Genomic DNA, 23366 nt, shown 5'->3' with positions numbered 1-23366 from the left:
TTATTTCTAAAATATTTAGGTGTCAAATGGATAAAAAACTAGTAGAGCATATTGCTAAGCTTTCAAGCTTTGAGCTTACAGAAAGTCAGTTAGAGCAATACACAAACGACCTTACAAATATCTGTGAAATTTTAGATACTGTAAAAGATTACGATGCAAAGGGTGTAGATCCAATGATATCTCCAATCACTACAGAATTTAAGTTCAGAGAAGATGTAGCAAGTAAGCAAGACAATCGTGCGGATTTTGATAAATTTGCCTGTGAAGTCACAGATGATTATTTTATGGTACCGCAAGTGGTTAAGTAGGAAAGTATGTCATATATAAAAAAATTAAGACAAAGGTTAGATAATAAGGAAATCACAGCTGTTGAGCTGATGAATGATTATCTTGCAAAGATTCAAAAATATGATGGTGAGATAAATTCAGTTATCACACTAGCAAAAGATGAAGCTTTAAAAGAAGCACAAAATGCAGACAAAATCATTGCCGAAGGTAAACAAACAACGCTTACAGGTATACCTATCTTGCATAAAGATTTATTTTGCACTAAGGGTATAAAAACTACAGCAGCTTCAAAGATGCTAGATAATTTCATTGCACCCTATGACTCTACTGTTACAAAAAAGTGCAAAGAGCAAGGTATGATTACATTAGGTAAGCTCAATATGGATGAGTTTGCAATGGGCTCTACTAATGAATACAGCTATTATGGAGCAGTGAGTAATCCTTGGGATAATTCACGCGTACCAGGTGGCTCATCTGGTGGCTCGGCTGCTGCTGTTGCGGCAGGATTATCTCCAGTAAGTACTGGTTCAGATACAGGCGGTTCAGTAAGACAACCAGCTAGTTTTTGTGGTCTTACAGCAATGAAGCCAACTTATGGTAGTACTTCAAGATTTGGTATGGTAGCGTTTGCATCATCATTTGACCAAGCTGGTATCTTTGGGCACTATGCAGAAGATGTGGCTATTATGCTTGATACTATCTCAGGGGATTGTGAGTTTGATTCTACTTGTGTGGGTGTGGCAGATAAGCATTTCACTCAAGATTTAGATAAAGATATTGCAGGAAAAATTGTTGGTGTTGATGAAAACTTAATGAAAGATTTGCCAGAGCAAATGCAAGTGGCTATTCAAAACACTTTAGAAAACTTAAAAAATCAAGGTGTAGTTATCAAGCCTATCAAAGTACCTGACTTAAAAGAAGCCTTATCAACTTACTATATAATTACTCCAGCAGAAGCTGCAGCTAACTTAGCAAGATATGACGGTGTGAGATATGGTTACCGTAATGAGCAAGCAAAAGATTTAGATGAGCTTTATAGGTTCTCTCGTACTGATGGTTTCGGTGAAGAGGTTAAGCGTAGAATTATGATTGGTAACTATGTTTTAGCATCTAGTCAATATGATTCATACTACAACAAAGCTCAACAACTGCGCCAAGTTATGACAAGTCAAATAAATGAAATATTTGAAACAGTTGATGCGATATTTATGCCAGCAGCACCAAGTGAAGCTTTCAAAAAAGGTGAAAAGCTAGATCCTGTATCCGCGTATCTTTCAGATGTATATACTATCCCTGCAAATATCTCTGGACTACCAGCTATTTCATTCCCTATTGGTTTTGTGAATGACTTACCTGTAGGTGGTCAATTTATGGCAAAAGCGTTTAACGATAGTGTATTGACACAGTTAGTTACACAATATCAAAGAAAACACTCTGTAGAAGAGTTTATTTTAGAGCAAGCGAGGATTTAGTATGAACTGGGAAATGGTTATCGGACTTGAAGTCCACATTCAGCTTAGTACAAACTCTAAGCTTTTTTCAAATTCTGCAACAAAGTACGGTCAGCACCAAAATACACAAGCTGCATTTTTAGATTTAGGCTTACCAGGGACTTTACCTGTTGTAAACAAGGAAGTTATTCGTAAGGCAACAATGTTTGGTTTAGCTGTTGATGCGACAATTTCAAAAAATAGTTTTTTTGCTAGAAAAAATTATTTTTACCCGGATTTGCCAAAAGGGTATCAAATCAGTCAGTCTACAAACCCTATCGTGCAAGATGGTAAGCTAGATATTACTACTTCAAAAGGTGATAAATCTATCCGTATAGAAAGAGCCCATCTTGAAGAAGATGCGGGTAAGTCTGTACACGGCTATGTAGCTGGAGAAACAGGTCTTGACTATAACCGTGCAGGTACTCCACTTCTAGAGATTGTTACCCACCCTGATTTCAGATCTGCTGAAGAAGTTATAGTTTATCTTAAAAAACTTCATCAACTAGTTAAGCAACTAGGTATTTGCGATGGTAATATGCAGGAAGGTTCTTTTAGGTGTGATGTAAACCTATCTATCCGCCCATTTGGTCAAGAAGAGTTTGGTACTCGTGCAGAGCTTAAAAATATTAACTCATTTAAGTTTATTGATAAAGCTATAGGCTATGAGTTTAATCGCCAAATTTCAGTCCTGGAAAATGGTGGTGAAGTTGTGCAAGAGACGCGTCTTTATGATGCTGATGCAAATGAAACTCGTTCTATGCGTGCAAAAGAAGACGCTTTTGATTATAGATATTTCCCTGACCCTGATTTATTACCACTAATCATAACTGATGAATATATCGAATCAGTAAAAAAAGAAATGCCATTAAGTCCAGAAGAACGTGAAGCATTGTACCGTAACCATTTGGCTGATCAAGAGGTAGAGTTTCTACTATCAAACTTAGAGATTGCTAACTACTATGATAAGCTAATCACCAAGCTTGACTATAAAATTGCATATAACTGGGTTACTATTGACCTAATTGCAACACTTAATAAGCTAGGTAGAGAGTTTTCTGCTGAAATAGTCCCTAGCGACATACTTCTAGATATTATTGTTAGTGTTCAAAAAGATGTTATATCACAAGCTAATGGTAAAAAAGTAATTGCAGGGTATATTGAAGCTCCTGACAGTGTTAATATTATTATTGAAAGGTTGGGGCTTAAGCAAGTTTCTGATGAAGGTGCTATCCGCGAGCTAGTGCAAGGTATCATCACAGCAAACCCTGGACAAGCTGCAGATTTTAAAGCAGGTAAAACTAAACTAATGGGTTTCTTTGTTGGCCAAGCTATGAAAGCAAGTAAAGGCAAAGCAAACCCTAAACAAGTTAACCAAATAGTTATTGATGAATTAAATAAATAATCTTAAAAGAATAGAGGTCTCTATGAATAACAAATACTACTATGATTTAATGAAATTGAATGTATTAAGCAGTAGCTATGTCGAAGAAGCTTATAAAATAGCATGGGAAGGAAATGTTTACCCTTTTTTCCATGACAGTGTTTACGAGTTCCATCTAGAAGTAGCAAAGCAATTTAATAGAGCTGATGAAAAAAACATGAATAAACTATGCGAACTTTTAGATAATTTCATTGATGAAACTTCAGACTTTACAAACTTTGAAGCAACTATTGAAAAAATCGCAGGTAAAGGCAATGTTTCTTATGTGCTACACTATATATTTGCTTCAGGTCAATATAAGCAGTTGCTAGAAAACCTTAAGCCTAACCATATTCACTTCTCACAGCACTTTATTGATCGTTTTAAAGCAAAAGGATACTGGTAGATAAATACCTTTTCTACACTGTAAACTTACTTCTATAGATTCAAAAACACCAACAAACAACAGCATAACCTTTACTTATATGTTTAATAAAACTTATATATTTAACTTTCCTAAGTTTTAATGAGATACTAGCCTCAGAAAATAAAACATAATAAAGGTTCTAAAATGAAAAAACTTATCTCTATCTCAATTATTCTGATAACAACTCTATCTGCTACTAGTGCTTTTAGCTACAATGTAAACCAAGTAAATACATATAATTCAAATATTTCATATGCAGCACCTGTTATGGATCTTAGCTAACCCAGGAAGCTTAACATACCACCTACGAATAAATTTCTATCTCCTAGCTATATAAACTTTCTATTAGCGAAATTAAACCACTTAATTTTGATTTTTTCTGTACAAACCCCTAAAGATAACCCTAACACCAAACAATACAATCTCTTACTTTCACAAGAAGGATTTTATACCAGTCCCAATACAAAATAAGATATTTATTACAAATAACCTATTAAAAAAATGAGTAAAAATCAACCCCCCACTCATAAGTTTTTCTTATATTCATCATAAATATAATATATTTTTATTTATATGAAAAAGGTGAGATACTAGTCTCAGAAAATAAGAAATAATAAAAGATATTAAAAAAGGAAATTTATTATGAAAAAATTAACTTCTATCTCAATACTACTAATCGCAACTCTATTCACTACTAGTGCTTTTAGCTATAATGTAAATCAAGTAAGCACTTACAATCAAAACATCTCTCTTGCTGCTCCCACTATGGACTTTAGCTAATCTATTTCACTAACTATACCACCTACGAATAACCTCAATAACTCCTGGTGACATAAACTCTTTATCATCAAGATCAAACCACTTAATTTCTGAAATTTCTGCACAAGGTTTTATTTCCTGAGTGATCTCTGATGCAAAACACTGAATTGAAACCGTGTCTGTTCTATCGTGATTATCAGTAACTGTCTCACCGAGATAACTTATGTCTTGAACTTGTAAAGTAACGCCTAGCTCTTCTTTAACCTCTCGTAAGACTGCCTCATCAGCAGACTCTCCTGAGTCAATTTTACCACCGGCGAAATACCAAATAGTATTATCTCTAACTCGTACAAGGAGGATTTTATTGTCTTTTATACACACCAATGCTGCTGTTTTTATCATAGTTCCATTTAAGTCTTTTACTGTAGATATATAATTATAATAGATTTTACATTAATCAATACTAGTGAGATACTACCTACAGAAAATAAAACACATCAAGTTTAGAAATAACAAATTAGTCTGAAGCTACTAAAATGAAAAACTTAACAAACATTTCTTATACACCCCTACCATAAGAGCTAACTAAATAATAACCTACTCTCTATCAAGGTTGATGTGTATAATTATAGTAATCTAAACTTTCACAAAAGTAACATGAACCTTTCTAAATGCGTAAAAACTCGCTATACAACAAAAGCCTATGACTCATCAAAAAAATTAACAGCCGGGCAAACCCAACAAATTAAAGATATTCTTAGATTTACACCATCAAGTGTAAACTCTCAACCATGGCATTTTATATTAGCCACATCTGAAGAGGCAAAAGCTAAGATTGCTAAATCTGCTGAAAATATTCATCCTAAAAATGTAACAAATATTAAAGATTGTGCCTTAGCTATCGTACTTTGCTATAAAACAGATATTGATAATGACTATCTAGAAGAGCTTATTACTCAAGAGAAAAAAGATGGCCGCTTTCCAACTACTGAATTTGAAAACATACAAAGAGAAGTCCGTAAAAAATTTGCATTAGCTTATGCTGACAAACCACAAGAATTACAAAACTGGGCGGAAAAACAGGTCTATATAAGCCTTGGCAATCTTTTACTTGGTTTAGCAGGATTAGGGGTAAACGCTACACCAATGGAAGGTATTGAACCACATATAATAGATAAAGAGTTTAACATAGAAGAAAAAGGCTTTAAAACTTCTGTCATTGTGACAGTTGGCTATAGCTCGGAAAAGGATTTTAATGCAAAGCTACCTAAATCAAGACTTCCTGAAGAAAAAGTTTTTACTGAAGTTTAATAACTGCGGGATTTCTCTATGCAAAACAATCTACAAAAAATCACATCTCTTGGAGATATGCGTAAAGCTTACCATCGTAAAGTTCCTAAAATGTTTGTTGACTACTGCGAGTCTGGCTCATGGAAACAACAAACACTCAAATACAATCAGCAAGATTTTGACAAATACCTTTTTAAGCAAAAGGTTCTTACAGATATACAACACCGCTCATTAAGTACTAAAATCCTAGGGCAAGAGTATAAAATGCCCCTAGCATTTGCTCCAATAGGCTTACTAGGAATGCAACACGCTGATGGTGAAATTCATGCTGCTCGTGCGGCTGAGAAATTTGGTATTCCTTTTACTCTATCAACAATGTCTATCTGCTCTACTGAAGAAGTTGCAAAACACACAACCAAGCCATTTTGGTTCCAGCTGTATATGATGAAAGATAGAAAATTTATGGCAAATCTCATAGCAAGTGCAAAGCATGCTGGTTGTAGTGCATTAGTACTGACTGCTGATTTACAAATGCTCGGTAATCGTCATGCAGATATCAAAAATGGCTTAACCGTGCCTCCAAAACCAACAATTAAAAACCTAATCAATCTAAGTACTAAAACACCTTGGTGCTTGAATATGCTTAAAACTAAAAATAGGACTTTTGGCAATATTGCAAATCACGCTGAAAACAAAGGTGGCTTTGCATCTTTAGGCAAGTGGACAAGTGAGCAATTTGATTTAAGCTTAAACTGGCACGATGTAGAATGGGTACAGAAGCAATGGAATGGCCCAATGATTATCAAGGGCATTATGTGTACTGAAGATGCTATTATGGCACAAAATACAGGTGCTGATGCAATTGTTGTATCTAATCATGGTGGTCGCCAACTTGATGGAGCTCCCTCTAGTATCTCAGCCCTAGAAGAAATAATTAGTACTGTAGATACTAAGCTTGAAGTGCTGATTGATAGTGGAATTCGTACAGGTCAAGATTTACTTAAAGCAAAAGCTCTAGGAGCAACTGCTGGACTAATTGGCAGACCTATGATTTATGGCCTTGGAGCTTATGGGGAAAGAGGAGCTCAAAGAGTACTAGAAATATTTTATGAAGAAATGGACAAGACTATGGCTTTTTGTGGTCATACTGATGTTAATGAAGTTGATAGATCTATACTAATATACGCCAACTGACTCTTTATTTAGCTAACCACTTAAATGATTTTTTAAGAAAATTTATAGCATTAGTTTCAATATTCTTCCCATGTGCAACAATGATTTTCTCAGGTTGCCACACTAGTATTTTTTCAAAACATTCGCGAGCTTGTTTTTTACCAAAGAAAAACGACATTCTCCAATCTATAGGGGTTTTTCCATTAGGTGCAACAATACCTGAAAGTTTAGCAAGTAAACCCTTAAAACCTGAGAAATAGTCTTCATCAAAGTTCTCAATCAAATCAGTAAGGATAAGTGTTTTAGAAGCTCTATGGAAAAATACAACTTCTTGCATTGCTTTACTACCTTTAAATATTAGTTGATCAATTTCATTCTGCCACTCATGTTCTGGAGAATCTTTTAGATCAGCAGTAAAATCAATATCTTTTCTTTTTTCTCTAAGACCTGGTGATGCATATACTTTTGCATCAGGAAAAATATCTACCCAATCTTGTAAGAAAAGATGGTGAATTTTATTTGGAGATATTAGAAACTTTACAGTTCCAAGTTTAGATACTCGTGAGATTAGCTCAGGATCAGCCTTAATTGGCGAATGAATAAACAGCTCATTATTAGCAAGACGAATTACCGTCATTCTTGTAGTATATGGAAGAGTATAGAAAGGAACAGCTTCACCATCACAAATCCATATATCTTCTGATAATTTTTCTAGCATATTACTAAATTCTTTTAATTATAAGAGAATGCTTAAGCAATCCACCTTTTTGAAGCCATTGCAGACTAAACTTTGGATTTTTTTTATTTTTATATGCTTCATATATTCCGTATAGTCCTTGGGCTTCAAGAAGTGATATATTTATATCTGGATCTAATTCAGCATGCTCAATAAAGTCATCTGTAAAATTGGGAGCAATAACTAAAACTTGTGTTACATTCTTTTCATGCTGTTCACATAATTTTACATACGATTTTGTTTGTCTTGCTATAGATGAGTAACTACTATACCCACCTCCCTTGTGAGTTTTCATTTCCCCAACTATCACATCGTCATCGCTTGTTGATATTATTAAATCTGCCTTATCTTTAGCTGTATTAATTTCTGCTCTCAATTCTTCATCAACATTAAGGTTTAGCTGTTCTAAGATACTTCTAGTTGCTTCTTCAAACTTAGCACCTATCTCAGCCTCGCTTATATTTAGCCCTTTTGCATTTAATGAATTAACATCTCTGTTTGCCAGTAAATTATAGTTTTCTATTAACTTGTCAGTGGCATCATTAAAACTACCAACAATACTTTCTCTAACGTTACCTCTATTACTTAGACCAAAAAACTTAGCTATTGCTTTAATATCATCATTATCAACGATATATAGAATATCGTATGGTGTAATTGATAACTGTCTCAGTTTACTTGAATCAATTTTTTCAACAGACTCTATTTCAAATTGTTCTCTTATTAGATCATAGAAGAAGTCTTTTGACTTTTCTTGATTAAAATATTCATTTAATTTTTCAAGACATTCATCATATCCTGCTGAACTAAGAACATTTGACTCAATCTTTGAGATATCTTTTAAACTATCAATTATAATATCTATTCTAGATTCTACAATCGTGCCTATTGTTTTAGTTTCAATACTCAAATCATCAATTAGTAGCTTTAATCGCTCTTTCCTTTCATTTTGGGAGGCATTATCATTAAATATATATACAGAAAGAATTTTCTTAACATCTAATCCCAAATGTACAATATTATTAATTTTATTTACTCTCTCAACACCTCTTATTCTCTGATTTTGACTTTTTAATATATTTGACAGCTCAGCATCAGATAAAGTTCTTAGAACTCTAATCAGATATTTATCTGATATAGCTTTTCCTTTAATATTATTCAGAATCTCAACTAACTCATCTGCAACATAAACTGTTTGCTCTTTATTTTTTATAAAAAGAATTCCTAGGCATCTCAACTCATTTAAATAGTCAGAGATAGTGTTTTGTTTACAACATGGTCTTACCATATACTCTAAAACTACTTTATCATCATGGTTTATATCAAGCTTATCAGACAATACGTTGAGAATACTTCTTTCATCGTCATTTATTTTGGGCTCTTGATTATTTCTAATATCATTATTATAAGCTTCTTTCAGACATGAAAAATATACATTCATTCTACCTTCATAAGTTAAAAGGTCAGTTTCTGTACTTCTTATTGCAGATAATTCTTTTACTTTAGCTTCAAGTCTTTCAATATCTTTATGATATAAAGATTCTATCCATGAGACTCGAGCCACAGAATTTCCATCTCTGCTTAAAATATCAGTTAATATACTTATACTTGGGTTTATATAAGATAATTTCTCCAGAAGATATTCTTCAAAGTAGGGTTTTGCCTGTTTAAATAATGCAACTATCTCATTATTCGTTGCCTGCTTAATCTGATCATATTTCTTTGAAAGATTATTCTCTTGAATGAGATTATCAACAACGTTGATAAACTTATTTTTCTCAACTTGATTCAAACTTGACAACACATTCTCTAACTTCATAAAATACTTCCTTTAAAGTTTCTACAATTGTTACTTTACTAAACCCTCTTTCTTCTCAAGCGTCTTAGCGTATAAATCTTTATACTTAGCAAGTTTCTCTTTTTCAACAGCTACAACTGCTTCTGGAGCATTTGATACAAATCTTTCATTAGAAAGTTTCTTCTCAAACCTTACTACTTCGCCTTTTAGCTTGTCCAGCTCTTTGTCTAATCTTGCTTTTTCAGCTTCAATATCAACTAAACCTTCTAATGGAATATTTAACTCAAGTCCCTCTACAATTTGAGATAATGAAGTTGGTGGATTATCATTAAATTCAATATTCTCTACCTTAGCCAAAGCTTTTATAAAGCCTTGTGTTTGAGCTAGGTACTCTTTATCTTTCTCAGCAACATCTTTAACTATTAATGAAATACCTAGAGATGGCTTAATACCTACTTCACTACGCATATTTCTAAGAGTTGTTACGATGTTCTGTAACCATCTGATAGCTTTCTCAGCCTCTGGAGCTTCTAAATCTTGAGTAGTTTCAGGGTAGCTAACATCCATAATTGAAGTTTGAGCATTATCAAGATGAGCTTTTAACTGCTGATAAATACTCTCTGTAATAAATGGAATAAGCGGATGTGCTAAAGCAAGGATATTCTCTAAAACTTTAGTAAGCGTGTATTTAACACCATTTTTTTGCTTCTCAGAAAGGCCCTCATCTTTCAATGAAACTTTTGCAAATTCAAGATACCAATCACAGTAATTATTCCATACAAAATCATAAATAGTATTTGCCACCATATCAAAACGATAGTTAGCTAGCTGTTTATGTACTTCTGCTACGGCATTGTTTAAAGTACTCCAAATCCACTTGTCTGCAACATTAAGTTCATAATTATCACAAACCTTATAGTCATCAAGGTTCATCATTACAAATCTTGAAGCATTCCAAAGCTTGTTACAGAAATTACGATAGCCTTCTACTCTAGGAGTGTCAAAGCTTATATCTCGAGAAGTTGAAGCTAATGCCGCAAATGTAAATCTTACAGCATCTGAACCATAAGCATTTATACCTTCTGGAAACTCTTTACGAGTAGCTTTTTCAATTTTAGCCTTCATTTGTGGTTGCATTAAGCCTGTTGTTCTTTTTGCAACAAGGTCTTCTAGTGAAATACCGTCAATCAAATCAACAGGGTCAAGTACATTACCTTTAGACTTAGACATTTTATTGCCCTCGCCATCACGGATAAGCCCTGTAATGTAAATATCTTTAAATGGCACATCATCCATAAAGTACATACCAAACATCATCATTCTAGCAACCCAGAAGAAGATAATATCAAAACCTGTTACAAGCACGCTTGTAGGATAGTATTTAGCTAGCTCAGGAGTTTGCTCAGGCCAACCTAGAGTACTAAATGGCCACAATGCAGATGAGAACCATGTATCAAATACATCATTGTCTTGATTAAGCTCTATGCTCTCAGCTAGATTATGCTTTGTACGGATTTGTTCTTCTGACTCGCCAACAAATACATTACCATCATTATCAAACCAAGCAGGTATTCTATGACCCCACCAAAGCTGTCTTGACACGCACCAATCTTGTAAATCACGCATCCATGAGTAGTAAGTGTTTTTCCAATTATCCGGCACAAATCTAACTTTACCAGACTCTACCGCTTCTAATGCAGGTTTTGCAAGTACATCAGCCTTTACAAACCATTGCTTTGTAAGATACGGTTCTAATACTTCACCTGTTCTATCGCCTGTAGGCACTTTAAGATCATGTGGCTCTATCTTATCTAAAAGACCAAGAGCATCCATATCCGCAACAATCTTTTTACGCGCTACAAACCTATCTAATCCTTTATATTCTGCTGGTACTTTATCATTTAAATCAGCATCATCTGTTAGGATATTCATCATTGGCAAGTTGTGGCGTTTGCCCATCTCATAGTCATTAAAATCATGAGCTGGCGTAATCTTCACACAACCTGTACCAAAATCTTTTTCTACATAGTCATCAGCAATAATCGGAATTTGTCTATCTGTAAGTGGTAGATTTATCATCTTACCAACTAAATGAGTATATCTCTCATCTTCAGGATGAACCGCTACTGCCATATCGCCAAGCATTGTTTCTGGGCGAGTTGTAGCTATTACCATTTTTTCATCACTATTTGCTATAGGGTATACAAAATGCCAAAGCGAACCTTTTTTATCTATCTGAGCAACTTCTAAATCAGATACTGCTGTTTTAAGCTTAGGGTCCCAGTTTACAAGTCTCTCACCACGATAAGCAAGACCATCATCATATAACTTCACAAATGCTTTAGTTACAGCTTTTGATAAGCCTTCATCCATTGTAAATCTTTCTCGTTCCCAATCTGGAGATGCTCCAATTCGACGCATTTGCTTTGTAATAGTGCCACCTGAAAGCTCTTTCCATTCCCAGACTTTATCCAAGAAACTTTCACGACCTAAATCATGGCGAGAGATACCATCTGCATTAAGTTGTCTTTCAACTACCATTTGAGTAGCAATACCAGCATGGTCTGTACCTGGTTGCCAAAGAGTATCCTTACCACTCATACGGTTATAACGCGTAAGAATGTCCATAAGAGTCATTTGAAAACCATGACCCATGTGTAGTGTACCTGTTACATTTGGTGGTGGAAGCATTACTGCAAACTTCTCTGCTGATTCGGCATTGCCACAAGCAAATTTACCGCTTTCTTCCCAGTTTTGATAATTGGTTTGTTCGATTTCTTTTGGATTATAATTTTTATTTATTTCTTGAGTCATGTATACAACCGTAAATATGTAGATTATTAGAAAGTTTTATGAGGTTAATTTTAGCAAGATTGAGTTGAAAAATATAGATATATGGTTACACATAAAAATTAAAGCAAGTCATCTTATAATGCTATTTTTTTAACAGTGAAATAACACTCTTTCAGCTGCTAGTGCTTATACCTTCTCTTATTAACATAAAAGCAGTGATTCCCAAAACTTCCATTATTAAGAAATCGTGAAGATATACAAATACTAAAAAGATAGATTAAAATTATTTAGTATATAATCATGACTTAATGTTTTAGGCTTCTATAACATCTACTTTCTCAACAAGCTCCCAAAAAATATTTTTAACAGGAGAAATTAAAGCTTCTTTTCTCATCACGACACCTACAGATATTTCCGGTAGATCTACTGTTTTTATTATATTTACAGACTTAGATAGATGACTATGTTTCAGTATCACTTCTGGTAATATAGAACTGCCTATACCCGAAGATACTAATGACAAGATGGCCTCATTTCCATCAATATCACCATATATTTCTGGTTTTAGATTTTGTTTAGCAAACCATTCATCTAAATTACTACCTCCAATATAGTGGGATGGCCTTATAAAAGGTATATCTCTAATAACTTGTCTTAAATTTTTGACTTTCTTTATAGCAGGTGCAATCATAACCATTTTCGTAGTTAATACTTCTTTAACACAAAAACCTTTCGGGATATCTTTCGAAAGAATCCCTATTATCACATCTGTAGAATCTTCTTCTAACTGGCTAGTACAGTTTTTTATTGATCCTGTAGTTAACTGTATTTTAATGCCAGGATAGTTAAGATGTAACTTTTTAACAACCTCAGGTAAAACTGCATATGATGCTGTAACTGTACACGATAGTCTAATATCCCCTGCTATTTGTCCTTTTTTAGGGTATAAAACACAATTAAGATCTTCATATTTTTGTAACATTTCTTTAGTGAACTGATAATATACTTTTCCTGCATCTGTTAACCTAATATTTCTACTATCTCTTTCAAAAAGAATTAGTCCAATCTCTTGCTCAGTTTTCTGTATAAGCCTAGTTAAAGCTGAAGGAGTTAGGAAACATTTCTCACTTGCTTTCCCAAAATGTAAAGTCTCTGCTAACACCTTAAATGCATTCAATTCTTTTTTATCAATCATTTTTATTTTTTATTGCGCTTTATGCAATAAATGATTGCAAATTTTTCACTTTATTTCAAGTAACACTTTGTGTAGATTGTATAATTAGATTTACAACAATAGAGTTAAAATACTGGAGAATGGTTATGAAAATTCAAAGCAATATTTTTGAAGTTAAAGAGTACAGCCTAGGTGGAAATAATGAAACTATCGTTGCTGGTGGTCGTCATTTATTTGAGAAACTACCTCAAGCATTTGAAGGAATCAAGCAAATCGGTGTAATCGGCTGGGGATCTCAAGGTCCAGCACAAGCACAAAATTTGCGTGACTCTCTAGAAGGTACTAACATTAAAGTTAAAGTTGGCTTGCGTGCAGGATCTAGCTCAGAAAAAGAAGCTAATGCTGCTGGGTTTACTAAAGAGAATGGTACTCTAGGTGAAATGTTTGATGTTATAAAAGAATCAGACATGGCTATTATTTTAATATCTGACGCTGCTCAAGCGAAGCTTTACGACAAAATCATATCAGCAGTTAAGCCTGGTGCTACTTTAGGCTTCTCTCATGGTTTCTTAATTGGTTTTATTGAAAGTATTAATCACAAAGTTAGAGACGATATAAATATTGTTGCTATGTGTCCGAAAGGCATGGGACCTTCAGTTCGTCGTTTATACGAGCAAGGCAAAACAGTAAATGGTGCTGGTATCAATAGTAGTATTGGTGTTTATCAAGATATTAACGGTAAAGCAACTGAACAAGCTCTAGGCTGGGCTATAGCTTGTGGCGCACCATTTGTATTCCCAACAACTATGGAAATGGAATATCGCTCTGATATCTTTGGTGAAAGAGGTGTTTTACTTGGTGGTGTACATGGAATTATCGAAGTGCTTTATCGTTACTTCACTGATAATGGTATGGACAAAGAAGAAGCTTTCCGCCGTACTGCTGAAGCAATTACTGGACCTATATCTAAAATCATCTCAACACAAGGAATGAAAAAAGTATACGAAAGTCTAGAAACTGCTGAAGACAAGCAAAAATTTGAAAATGCTTACAATGCTGCTTACACTCCATTACTAGATATCTTAATCGAGTGCTATGAAGATGTTGAAAGTGGTAATGAAATTCGTTCAGTCGTAATGGCTGGTGCACGTCACGATCGTTTACCAATGGGTAAAATCGATAAGACTGAACTATGGAAAGTCGGTGAAAAAGTAAGAGCTGAGCGTGATCAACACACAACTTTAATTGACCCAATTACAGCAGGTGTTTATATCGCTTGTATTATGGCTCAATCTGATGTTCTAGCTCAAAAAGGACACTCTTACTCTGAGATTGTTAATGAATCTATTATTGAAGCAGTTGATTCACTAAACCCGTATATGCACTTTAAAGGTGTCTCTCATATGGTTGATAACTGCTCAACAACTGCTAGACTTGGTTCACGTAAATGGGCGCCTAGGTTTGACTATAACTTAATGCAACAAACTATTCCATACATCAATACTAAAGCAGGTGCAGATGCTCCTTTTGAAAAGTTTGCCGACCACCCAGTTCATGAAGCTTTAGTTGTATGTTCGACTTTACGCCCTTCTGTGGACATAAGTGTTGTAGAATAAATAATACAAAACCAACTCTTAAAAAGAATATATCTAAATCTTATTTTCTTATCTTACTCTTCTATGAATCGTTATTATTAGGATATAAAAAATTATCTAACAATAATATATTTAGCTGCCTCTTCTGGCGTGATTGTCCCAGCTTTAAGAAGATTCTCTATGCTTTGCTCCATAGTTATCATACCTTTAGCTGTGCCGGTTTGCAAAGCGGTATAAATTTGAGAAAGTTTATTTTCTTTAATCATATTTCTTATACCAGAATTTGAAATCAAAACCTCATATGATGCAACTCGACCACCACCTGCTCTTTTAAGTAGTCGCTGAGATATGACTATTTCCAAAGATTCTGCCAACATATTTCTCACAAGCTCTTGTTCAGCTGGTGGAAACACCGATATCACCCTATCAACTGTCTTGATAGCTGACATAGTATGAAGCGTTCCTAATACCAAGTGACCTGTCTCAGCTGCCTCAAGTGCCAATCTAATAGTTTCCAAATCACGCATCTCACCAACAAGGATACAGTCTGGATCTTCCCTAAGTGCTGATTTTAATGCAGCGTTAAAGCTCTTAGTATCTCTTTTAACTTCTCTCTGATTCACCAAAGCTCTTTGACTTACATGAACAAACTCAACAGGATCTTCAATCGTAAGAATATGGGAATCTTCTTTTTGATTAAGTTCATTAACAAGTGCTGCTAGTGTACTACTTTTACCAGAACCTGTTGGCCCTGTTACAAGTATTAAGCCACCTTTTTTAGCTTGAACCGTCTTAAGAATCGCGGGAGCTCCAAACTGATCTAGCGTAGGTATTTTATTCTCAAGCCTACGGAAAACCGCTCCATAACCACGATTATGAAAAAATGCATTCACCCTAAATCTAGCATCATTTTCCGCGTCATCTATAGAAAAGTCGCATTCATAAGTTTCAACAAGCTCTTCTTTTTGATCATCTGTCATAATATCAAGTAGCATTTGTGAAATCATCTTATCATTCAAAACAGGCGATGACTCAATATCTATTAAATCACCATCTACTCTATACTTTGCTTTACATCCTGAAGACAAGTGCAAGTCTGATGCTTTTTTCTGCACACAAATAGTTAAGAATTTTCTAATCATATTTATAATATAAAATACTTTGATAATACTGCTTAAACTTTATCATTACTAACATAATAAAGGCAATCTTTTTCTAAATCTTAAAGATAGTAGATTTATATAAAATTTTAATTAATGAAAAAGTCACAAAAAAATACAGCGTTAAAATAGCTGTAAATTTAAAGCAAATACAGAAATTTCGTTGAGATTATTACAACAAGGTAATTTTTAGATATTTTTATTGATCAATGCTTACTTAAAAACTTTCTTAAAAAAGCCAGCCATTTTAGAAAATGGGCAAAAGCCTCCAGAAGCATTTCCAGCCATCATGTCTTTAAGAACTGTTTGTAAGATACCACCATTTTTTAGGTAATCTACATCCACATCAGCATCTAAACGAGCTAAAGCTTCAAATGTAGTTGTATGAGCTGTCTTTGGATGAACTGCTTCCACAACGACTGTTTGACGAGGCTTAATATCTGCAACATTTTTAATGTTAAACATCTCAGAACCATCAAAGCCTAAAGTCTTCGCAGACTGCCCATCCATAAACTGTAACGGCAATACACCCATACCAACAAGGTTAGAACGGTGAATTCTTTCATAACTTTCAGCAATTACAGCTTTTACACCTAAAAGGAATGTACCTTTAGCTGCCCAGTCACGCGATGAACCAGTACCGTACTCTTTACCTGCTAAGATAACAAGAGGAATACCTTTTTCTTTATACTTCATAGCAGCATCAAATACATACTGTTGTGAACCATCAAAATGATACTTAGTATACCCGCCTTCTACACCGTCAAGAAGTAAGTTACGGATACGAATATTTGCAAATGTACCACGCATCATCACTTCATGGTTACCACGACGAGAACCGTAAGAGTTAAAGTCTTTTTTCTCTACACCGTGAGATTTTAGGTACTGACCAGCTGGATAATCTTCTGGAATAGCTCCTGCTGGAGATATATGGTCTGTTGTTACAGAATCACCGAGCATAAGTAGTGTTCTAGCACCTTTAATGTCTAAATCAGCACTACCTCCATCAGCAAACTTTTCAAAGAAGCTAGGACACTGAATATAAGTAGAGTTTTTATCAAACTCATAAAGCTGACCCGTAGGAACTTGAAGCTCCTGCCAATCTTTCGTACCATCAAGTACAGTTGCATAAGCCTTTTTAAACATTGCAGCATTCACAACTTCAGCTTGAATTGTAGCAATTTCTTCATTACTTGGCCAAATATCTGCAAGCATTACATCATTGCCTTCAGCATCAACACCTATAGCATCTTCTACTGGATCAAAATCAACTGTCCCAGCTAATGCATAAGCAACCACATGAATAGGAGATGCAAGATAGTTAGCTTTTACATGAGGGTTAATACGACCTTCAAAGTTACGGTTACCCGAACTTACAGACGCAACAACTAAATCAGCTTCATTTACAGCATCAAGTACAGGCTGATCTAATGGTCCTGAATTACCAATACAAGTAGTACAACCATAACCAACAAGGTTAAAGCCTAAATTTTCTAATTCTGGAAGTAATTCAGCTTTTTCTAAATACTGAGTTACAACCTGTGAACCAGGTGCTAAAGAAGTTTTAACAAATGGTTTAACTTTAAGACCTTTTTCATTAGCTTTTTTAGCCAACAAACCAGCACCTAATAAAAGTGATGGGTTTGAAGTGTTCGTACATGAAGTAATTGCAGCAATAGCTAATGAACCATGAGTAATTTGCTCTCCTGTACCTGCTACTTCTGCAGATTTTGCTAACTCTTCTTGAGTTAAACCAAAACCATGTAAACCTTGCTCATGAACTAGAGCTTCAGCAAACGCTGTCTTCATATTATGAAAAGCTACTCTATCTTGAGGTCTTTTCGGACCAGCTAAGTTAGATTCAACATCAGACATATCAATTTCAACTATGCTTGAGTATTCTGGCTCTTCAGCAGGGTTTTCTCTAAATAGTAATTGTTCTTTGTACATTTCACGGCAAGCATCTACTAGCTCACCACGGTTTGTATTGTTAAAGAAATCTAAAGTCACTTCATCAACAGGGAAGAAACCAATTGTAGCACCATACTCTGGAGCCATGTTTGCTATAGTTGCTCTATCAGGAAGAGTAAGGTTATCCATACCCTCTCCGTAGTACTCAACAAACTTACCTACCACACCGTGTTTTCTAAGTGTTTCTGTAATTTTTAGAACTAAATCTGTAGCAGTTACACCTGTACGCAATTTACCAGTAAGTTTAACACCTACTACATCAGGAAGTACCATGTAGTATGGCTGACCAAGCATTACAGCTTCAGCTTCAATACCACCAACACCCCAACCCACTACACCAACACCATTGATCATAGTAGTATGTGAATCTGTACCGACAAGAGTATCAGGATAAATTACATCTTCACCATTTATGTTTTTAACTAAAGCACCTTTAGCAAGGTACTCTAAGTTGATTTGGTGAATAATACCCATACCTGGTGGTACAACTGTAAAATCATCAAATGAAGTTTGAGCCCATTTTAATAAGCTATATCTTTCACCATTTCTCTCAAACTCCTTTGATACATTTTGTGCTAAAGCAGTTTTTGTACCATAATAGTCAACTTGGACTGAGTGGTCAATAACCATAGCAGTATCTACTAGCGGATTGATTTTATCAGCATTTCCACCAGCATCTTTGATAGCTTTTCTCATAGCAGCTAAATCAACCACTGCTGGTACACCTGTGAAATCTTGCATCACAACACGCGCAGGCATATGCGGAATTTCAGGGCGAGAAGTAGATTTTGCATCCCAGTCTAAGACCTTGTGCATATCTTCATCTTTTACTTTATAGCCATCTATATTTCTAAGTTGGTTTTCTAATAACACTCTTATAGAATATGGTAAGCGACTTACATCTTTGCCAAGTTGCTCCGATAACTTTTTTAAACTATAAAGTGAATACTTATTCCCTTTGTCTTCGATTTGAAGTTTCGTGATATTTTTAATATCAGACATGCTTTATGACCTCCACGGATATTAAAGTTTGAAAAATACCTATATATTTTAACTTTTTAGATTTGATTTGTATATAAAATAAAATTATTCAAAATTGCTATATTTTTAATAAGCTAAGATCCAATTTTCCTTTCTTAAACGGTGGACACCACAAATAACTTGTTTCAATAATTTTAGAAAACTTAAACACCCCATCAACTATACCGTCACTACCACCAAGCATATTACCCATTTGTAAATTGAATGATCTAAATGACGTCGCAAATCCTGAAAACATAAACCCACCATTAAGATTATCATCTGCCCATGGCATAGATTTACGCAAGATCTCAGCCTCTGGCGTGAAGTTTTCTTTTGCAGAACGACTTACATGAGCAAAATCTTTTAAGTTTTCAAGCTGATGTGAATCATCAAGAGATCGACCTATACACTCTTCTTTTTCAACTTGAGATACATTATTTAACCATTCAAAATTATGTTGCCATTGCTGAAGCACCCAAAAGCTTGAACCTTCCATATTCCCATCACTAATTATCGCAGCAGGCATTACAGCATCATCTTTAGGATTTTCAATACCATCTTCAAAACCAGATAAATCATATTTATCATGATAAGTAAAACTAGTTACACATTTTTTAAGCTCGAAAAAATCTTGTAGTGCTTTTCTAATATTTAATGCCTGGTGAAAAAGCTCGCCTTTATCATTCCCTCTAAGCCATAACACTAAATCATAGCCATCAGAATCTGACATTCTTTCAGAATTAAACTTTGTTCTTTCAAAGTTGTCTCCTTTAGGTATATTAAACATACTTAAAAGTTCACCACCAAACCCAGCAACCACATTTTTTCCATCTACAAATTTTTGTAGAATTTTTAACCCAAACTGTAGCATTTCTTTGTCTTTTATATTAAGTGATAAAAATAATGCTGATTGAGTTACTTTCTCTGTGATTCCCAATTGATGCTTTGTTATTTCAGTAATTTCCATTAATTATCCTTATAAAACTTATCCTATTAGCTATAATATAAATAACTCAATAAAATCTCTACCATCAATGATTAAAAAACAGATCTTTTATTTTCTAATAATCGGAATATTAGCGTCAGTCACTAACCTTATAATAGTAATGTGTCTCGTAGAATTTGCCTCATTTAAACCTCTTGTAGCTAATTTCTTTGCCTTTTTGATAGCTTTTAATGTCAGCTATTTCGGCCATAGATTCCTAACATTTTCAACAACTCAAGAATCACATAAAAAAGCCGCAACTCAGTTTTTTATAAATGTAATGATAGGTTTAGCACTTAATGAAGCAATATACTATATATTCTTACACCTACTACATATTCAATACTTAGTAGCTTTATTCTTAACAATGGGAATAGTTGCTGTATATACATTTGTTGTTAGCAAATTCTTAATCTTTAAGGCCTAAAAATGTTTGATGTTTCAAAAGGTGTCGGTATTTACATTCACTTTCCATGGTGTGTAAAAAAATGTCCTTACTGTGATTTTAACTCCCATGCGATTAAGGGTGAAGAGTACTTATCTGAAAATTATTATAAGAAGCTCATTGAAGATTTTGATTCTCATATTGATGACCTACAAAATAGAGAGGTTATAAGTATTTTCATTGGTGGCGGTACTCCATCATTATTTAAACCTGAATATCTCGGCAAAGTTCTCAAACACATAGAAGCTAATAGCAACTTTAATAAAGACTGTGAAATCACTTTAGAGATGAATCCAGGAACTGTTGAAAGAGGCTCTATCACGAGCTATAGTGATATTGGTATTAATCGCATTTCTCTCGGAGTACAAAGCTTCCAAGATGAAAAACTGAAAATTCTAGGTCGTGTTCACAATTCTCAAAATGTTTATACAACTATAGAAGAAATCCACCAATCAGATATTAATAATTTTAATATTGATATTATGCACGGCTTACCAAACCAATCTGTTGAAGATGCTATGTTTGATATTTCTCAAGCCATAACAATGAAACCCACCCATATATCGTGGTATCAGTTAACCATTGAACCAAATACTTTATTTGCTGTTAAAACCCCAACCCTACCTGATGAAAACACTCTAGAAGAAATAGAAACACTTGGCAAAAAATCTCTTGGTGAAGCAAGTTTCTCTCAATATGAAGTTTCTGCTTATGCAAAAAATAAAAAACGATCCATACATAACTCAAATTACTGGAGTTTTGGTGACTATATTGGTATTGGTGCTGGTGCTCACAGTAAAATAACAAACCTTAAAACAAAAAAAATTCATCGTTCGTGGAAGCAAAAGCATCCTAAAATATATCTAGCTGCTCAAAACCCTACGAAGGGTCAATCAACTCTATGCCAAAATGATCTAAAATATGAGTTTATGCTTAATACACTAAGACTTAAAAAAGGTTTTAACTTAGAGCTTTTTAATCAACAAACTTTTGCTAAATATAACCTTATCGAGTCTAGTGTTCAAAAAGGTATCCAAAAAGGTTTACTAGAAATAAATAAAGGCTCTATCAAACCAACTGAGAAAGGTTATTTGTTTTTAAACGATTGTGTGAATTTATTTTTATAAGCTAATATGGAAACATTAATTTTCTTTTTCTTTAAAGAATTTATTTCGACAGCTCAAAAAGTTTTACCACACTATATAAACAAAAAAGCCTCATAACTTTTCAGCTATGAGGCTTAAATTTGGCATCCCGTAGGGGATTTGAACCCCTGTTGCCGCCGTGAAAGGGCGGTGTCCTAGGCCTCTAGACGAACGGGACATAAGACTAATCGCTATCTCTAACGATATGTTGACTATTATACTGCCTTTTATTTTCTAGTCAAGTAATTTAAAGTATTTTTATCATTTTATCTTACGACCAATTAACATAATGAGCAATCAGTATAAAAAGCCAAGATACAATGTACATAAAAATAATAAATGGGAGGATTGCTTTTAGCCATTTCACATACGAAACTTTAGCTAAAGCTAACATCGCCAAAGTTCCTCCTGCTGTTGGGGATATCATATATGTAAAACCATCACCAACTTGAAATGCTAATATCATAAGCTGTCTTTTCATCTCTACCATATCTGCAACAGGAATCAAAATAGGCATAGTAGCTAAAGCTTGACCTGACCCACCAGGTATAAAGAAGTTTATAACGCTTTGGACTAGTGTCATTAAAATTGCAGAAACAGATGCTGGAATATAGCTAAGTAAATCACCCAAATAATAAACAATTGAATCTATTATTTGACCCTCTTTAAGAATTACCTGGATTGCTGCGGCTAGACCTATAACTAAAGCACCTGGAGTAACTTTTGCCGCCCCTTCCATCATAAGCTTCACATACTGATTAGGACTATACTTGCAAATAACAGCAACAAGCATAGATATGATCAAAAATACCGCAGCAATCTGATTAATATACCAAGGTATACCTAACATCGGTTGCCCGTCAGGTTTTGTTATTCCAGAAAGAATTGAACAAACAGCTATAACAAGTATTCCTAGGGTGAAAACTAAGATAATCAGTATATCTCTGAAGCTCATATGGTAGTCTTCTATATCCTTAGATAAAAGTGCCTCTCCTTCTTGACACTCCTCTTTAGGAGCTATAAATTTCGCTATATAAAAACCTAAGATAGTCAATGCTACAATAACCATAATAGCCCTTAACCCTGCTCCTGAAAATAGCGGCAAACCAGCTATTTTCTGAGCAACCCCAACAGTATATGGGTTTATAGGAGACAAGGCAAACCCCATGCCTATACCACCAATAGCTATGCACACACCAACAACCCTTGAAAGACCAAGGGCTGACGATATTATCAAAGCAACAGGTACCAAAGCTATGTTATTCTCATAACCAACAGTTATTCCAAAAATACCATAAATATAAGTAGCTGAAAATATTAATAGTGTCTTTCTCTTAAAACCTATATGCTTAACTGCAGTACCTATAGCATGTTCTAATGCCTTAGAACTATCAAGAAGATGAAATAAACCTCCAGCAATAAACACTATAAATAAATACTCTGATGCTGATTCTAATCCTTTTGGTATTGCCTCAAATACACCAAATAAGCTAATGCCGTGGTTAGGTAAGTGATGAAAAAATTTAGTCCCAACTGCAGCTGCCCCACTAGTTATGTCCTTTGAAAACTCACCTGCTGGAACAATATATGTCAAAACCGAAGCCAAAATTATAACAATAAATATTATAACCATCGGATCACTAATTTTGTGATACCACCTTGACTCAAGCCTAACCTTATCACTCATAACC

20 protein-coding genes and 1 tRNA gene are annotated in these 23366 nt (G+C 34.4%); 11 read left to right on the top strand and 10 right to left on the bottom strand.

Annotated elements, in window-relative coordinates; translation table 11 throughout:
* The first annotated feature begins 26 nt into the window (after positions 1 to 26).
* The 6 genes from gatC to CDH04_RS09805 all read left to right on the top strand — a co-directional run bounded on the left by gatC (position 27) and on the right by CDH04_RS09805 (position 4408).
* The gene (gene gatC, locus CDH04_RS00355; protein ID WP_112869135.1) at positions 27 to 308 is read left to right on the top strand and encodes an Asp-tRNA(Asn)/Glu-tRNA(Gln) amidotransferase subunit GatC; all 282 of its coding nucleotides are present in this window, start codon (positions 27 to 29) and stop codon (positions 306 to 308) included.
* Between the two features lie 6 nt (positions 309 to 314).
* Positions 315 to 1760 carry an Asp-tRNA(Asn)/Glu-tRNA(Gln) amidotransferase subunit GatA gene (gatA, locus tag CDH04_RS00350; protein WP_112869134.1) on the top strand — a complete coding sequence of 482 codons (1446 nt, stop codon included), beginning with the start codon at positions 315 to 317 and terminating at the stop codon, positions 1758 to 1760.
* 1 nt (position 1761) lies between these two features.
* Entirely contained in the window at positions 1762 to 3183 is a 1422-nt protein-coding gene (gatB, locus tag CDH04_RS00345; protein WP_112869133.1) for an Asp-tRNA(Asn)/Glu-tRNA(Gln) amidotransferase subunit GatB, read from the top strand.
* 22 nt (positions 3184 to 3205) lie between these two features.
* Positions 3206 to 3607 (top strand): hypothetical protein, encoded by a 402-nt coding sequence (locus tag CDH04_RS00340; RefSeq protein ID WP_112869132.1) that lies wholly within the window; start codon positions 3206 to 3208, stop codon positions 3605 to 3607.
* Between the two features lie 165 nt (positions 3608 to 3772).
* Positions 3773 to 3910, top strand: coding sequence for a hypothetical protein (locus tag CDH04_RS09810; protein ID WP_162699168.1), 138 nt, complete (start codon positions 3773 to 3775; stop codon positions 3908 to 3910).
* Positions 3911 to 4270: 360 nt separating this feature from the next.
* Positions 4271 to 4408, top strand: coding sequence for a hypothetical protein (locus tag CDH04_RS09805; RefSeq protein WP_162699167.1), 138 nt, complete (start codon positions 4271 to 4273; stop codon positions 4406 to 4408).
* A gap of 9 nt (positions 4409 to 4417) precedes the next feature.
* Here the strand turns inward: CDH04_RS09805 and CDH04_RS00335 are convergent, their stop codons facing one another.
* Positions 4418 to 4789: an NUDIX hydrolase gene (locus CDH04_RS00335; RefSeq protein ID WP_112869131.1), complete on the bottom strand. Its 372-nt coding sequence runs from the start codon at positions 4787 to 4789 to the stop codon at positions 4418 to 4420.
* 255 nt (positions 4790 to 5044) lie between these two features.
* On the opposite strand from CDH04_RS00335, the gene nfsB reads away from it, so the two are divergent.
* Both nfsB and CDH04_RS00325 read left to right on the top strand, forming a co-directional pair.
* On the top strand, positions 5045 to 5698 hold the full coding sequence (nfsB, locus tag CDH04_RS00330) for an oxygen-insensitive NAD(P)H nitroreductase (RefSeq protein ID WP_112869130.1): 654 nt from the start codon (positions 5045 to 5047) through the stop codon (positions 5696 to 5698).
* An 18-nt stretch (positions 5699 to 5716) separates the two neighbouring features.
* Positions 5717 to 6871: an alpha-hydroxy acid oxidase gene (locus CDH04_RS00325; protein ID WP_112869129.1), complete on the top strand. Its 1155-nt coding sequence runs from the start codon at positions 5717 to 5719 to the stop codon at positions 6869 to 6871.
* A 4-nt stretch (positions 6872 to 6875) separates the two neighbouring features.
* Here CDH04_RS00325 and CDH04_RS00320 read toward each other — a convergent pair whose 3' ends face one another.
* The 4 genes from CDH04_RS00320 to CDH04_RS00305 all read right to left on the bottom strand — a co-directional run bounded on the left by CDH04_RS00320 (position 6876) and on the right by CDH04_RS00305 (position 13372).
* Entirely contained in the window at positions 6876 to 7568 is a 693-nt protein-coding gene (locus CDH04_RS00320; protein WP_112869128.1) for a DUF4336 domain-containing protein, read from the bottom strand.
* Positions 7569 to 7572: 4 nt separating this feature from the next.
* Complete coding sequence (locus tag CDH04_RS09870; protein ID WP_200164521.1) at positions 7573 to 9405, bottom strand: hypothetical protein; 1833 nt, start codon at positions 9403 to 9405, stop codon at positions 7573 to 7575.
* 30 nt (positions 9406 to 9435) lie between these two features.
* Positions 9436 to 12198: a valine--tRNA ligase gene (locus CDH04_RS00310; RefSeq protein WP_112869127.1), complete on the bottom strand. Its 2763-nt coding sequence runs from the start codon at positions 12196 to 12198 to the stop codon at positions 9436 to 9438.
* A 292-nt stretch (positions 12199 to 12490) separates the two neighbouring features.
* Positions 12491 to 13372, bottom strand: coding sequence for a LysR substrate-binding domain-containing protein (locus CDH04_RS00305; RefSeq protein ID WP_112869126.1), 882 nt, complete (start codon positions 13370 to 13372; stop codon positions 12491 to 12493).
* 125 nt (positions 13373 to 13497) lie between these two features.
* Between CDH04_RS00305 and CDH04_RS00300 the strand changes: the two genes are divergently transcribed.
* Entirely contained in the window at positions 13498 to 14967 is a 1470-nt protein-coding gene (locus CDH04_RS00300; protein ID WP_112870845.1) for a ketol-acid reductoisomerase, read from the top strand.
* 92 nt (positions 14968 to 15059) lie between these two features.
* On the opposite strand, the gene CDH04_RS00295 is transcribed toward CDH04_RS00300, so the two are convergent.
* The 3 genes from CDH04_RS00295 to CDH04_RS00285 all read right to left on the bottom strand — a co-directional run bounded on the left by CDH04_RS00295 (position 15060) and on the right by CDH04_RS00285 (position 20067).
* Positions 15060 to 16088, bottom strand: coding sequence for a type IV pilus twitching motility protein PilT (locus CDH04_RS00295; RefSeq protein ID WP_112869125.1), 1029 nt, complete (start codon positions 16086 to 16088; stop codon positions 15060 to 15062).
* 231 nt (positions 16089 to 16319) lie between these two features.
* The gene (acnA, locus tag CDH04_RS00290; RefSeq protein WP_112869124.1) at positions 16320 to 19079 is read right to left on the bottom strand and encodes an aconitate hydratase AcnA; all 2760 of its coding nucleotides are present in this window, start codon (positions 19077 to 19079) and stop codon (positions 16320 to 16322) included.
* 97 nt (positions 19080 to 19176) lie between these two features.
* A complete protein-coding gene (locus tag CDH04_RS00285) occupies positions 19177 to 20067 on the bottom strand; it encodes a Dyp-type peroxidase (RefSeq protein WP_112869123.1) in 891 nt (296 codons plus the stop codon).
* Between the two features lie 67 nt (positions 20068 to 20134).
* Between CDH04_RS00285 and CDH04_RS00280 the strand changes: the two genes are divergently transcribed.
* Entirely contained in the window at positions 20135 to 20512 is a 378-nt protein-coding gene (locus CDH04_RS00280; RefSeq protein WP_112869122.1) for a GtrA family protein, read from the top strand.
* Between the two features lie 2 nt (positions 20513 to 20514).
* On the top strand, positions 20515 to 21657 hold the full coding sequence (gene hemW, locus CDH04_RS00275) for a radical SAM family heme chaperone HemW (protein WP_112869121.1): 1143 nt from the start codon (positions 20515 to 20517) through the stop codon (positions 21655 to 21657).
* Between the two features lie 120 nt (positions 21658 to 21777).
* Here the strand turns inward: hemW and CDH04_RS00270 are convergent.
* Positions 21778 to 21853: transfer RNA gene (locus CDH04_RS00270), tRNA-Glu, on the bottom strand.
* 93 nt (positions 21854 to 21946) lie between these two features.
* Complete coding sequence (locus CDH04_RS00265; RefSeq protein ID WP_112869120.1) at positions 21947 to 23362, bottom strand: YfcC family protein; 1416 nt, start codon at positions 23360 to 23362, stop codon at positions 21947 to 21949.
* Positions 23363 to 23366: the final 4 nt, after the last annotated feature.

Origin of the sequence: Francisella adeliensis, assembly GCF_003290445.1 — a bacterium.
In the GTDB taxonomy this organism is placed as follows: Bacteria; Pseudomonadota; Gammaproteobacteria; order Francisellales; family Francisellaceae; genus Francisella; species Francisella adeliensis.
The sequence above is the reverse complement of the archived record's forward strand: the minus strand, read 5'-3'. Positions and strand labels throughout refer to the sequence as shown.

Coding starts and splice junctions, on each gene's coding strand:
- gatC (WP_112869135.1), top strand. CDS start 27: ATGGATAAAAAACTAGTAGAGCATATTGCTAAGCTTTCAAGCTTTGAG.
- gatA (WP_112869134.1), top strand. CDS start 315: ATGTCATATATAAAAAAATTAAGACAAAGGTTAGATAATAAGGAAATC.
- gatB (WP_112869133.1), top strand. CDS start 1,762: ATGAACTGGGAAATGGTTATCGGACTTGAAGTCCACATTCAGCTTAGT.
- CDH04_RS00340 (WP_112869132.1), top strand. CDS start 3,206: ATGAATAACAAATACTACTATGATTTAATGAAATTGAATGTATTAAGC.
- CDH04_RS09810 (WP_162699168.1), top strand. CDS start 3,773: ATGAAAAAACTTATCTCTATCTCAATTATTCTGATAACAACTCTATCT.
- CDH04_RS09805 (WP_162699167.1), top strand. CDS start 4,271: ATGAAAAAATTAACTTCTATCTCAATACTACTAATCGCAACTCTATTC.
- CDH04_RS00335 (WP_112869131.1), bottom strand. CDS start 4,789: ATGATAAAAACAGCAGCATTGGTGTGTATAAAAGACAATAAAATCCTC.
- nfsB (WP_112869130.1), top strand. CDS start 5,045: ATGAACCTTTCTAAATGCGTAAAAACTCGCTATACAACAAAAGCCTAT.
- CDH04_RS00325 (WP_112869129.1), top strand. CDS start 5,717: ATGCAAAACAATCTACAAAAAATCACATCTCTTGGAGATATGCGTAAA.
- CDH04_RS00320 (WP_112869128.1), bottom strand. CDS start 7,568: ATGCTAGAAAAATTATCAGAAGATATATGGATTTGTGATGGTGAAGCT.
- CDH04_RS09870 (WP_200164521.1), bottom strand. CDS start 9,405: ATGAAGTTAGAGAATGTGTTGTCAAGTTTGAATCAAGTTGAGAAAAAT.
- CDH04_RS00310 (WP_112869127.1), bottom strand. CDS start 12,198: ATGACTCAAGAAATAAATAAAAATTATAATCCAAAAGAAATCGAACAA.
- CDH04_RS00305 (WP_112869126.1), bottom strand. CDS start 13,372: ATGATTGATAAAAAAGAATTGAATGCATTTAAGGTGTTAGCAGAGACT.
- CDH04_RS00300 (WP_112870845.1), top strand. CDS start 13,498: ATGAAAATTCAAAGCAATATTTTTGAAGTTAAAGAGTACAGCCTAGGT.
- CDH04_RS00295 (WP_112869125.1), bottom strand. CDS start 16,088: ATGATTAGAAAATTCTTAACTATTTGTGTGCAGAAAAAAGCATCAGAC.
- acnA (WP_112869124.1), bottom strand. CDS start 19,079: ATGTCTGATATTAAAAATATCACGAAACTTCAAATCGAAGACAAAGGG.
- CDH04_RS00285 (WP_112869123.1), bottom strand. CDS start 20,067: ATGGAAATTACTGAAATAACAAAGCATCAATTGGGAATCACAGAGAAA.
- CDH04_RS00280 (WP_112869122.1), top strand. CDS start 20,135: ATGATTAAAAAACAGATCTTTTATTTTCTAATAATCGGAATATTAGCG.
- hemW (WP_112869121.1), top strand. CDS start 20,515: ATGTTTGATGTTTCAAAAGGTGTCGGTATTTACATTCACTTTCCATGG.
- CDH04_RS00265 (WP_112869120.1), bottom strand. CDS start 23,362: ATGAGTGATAAGGTTAGGCTTGAGTCAAGGTGGTATCACAAAATTAGT.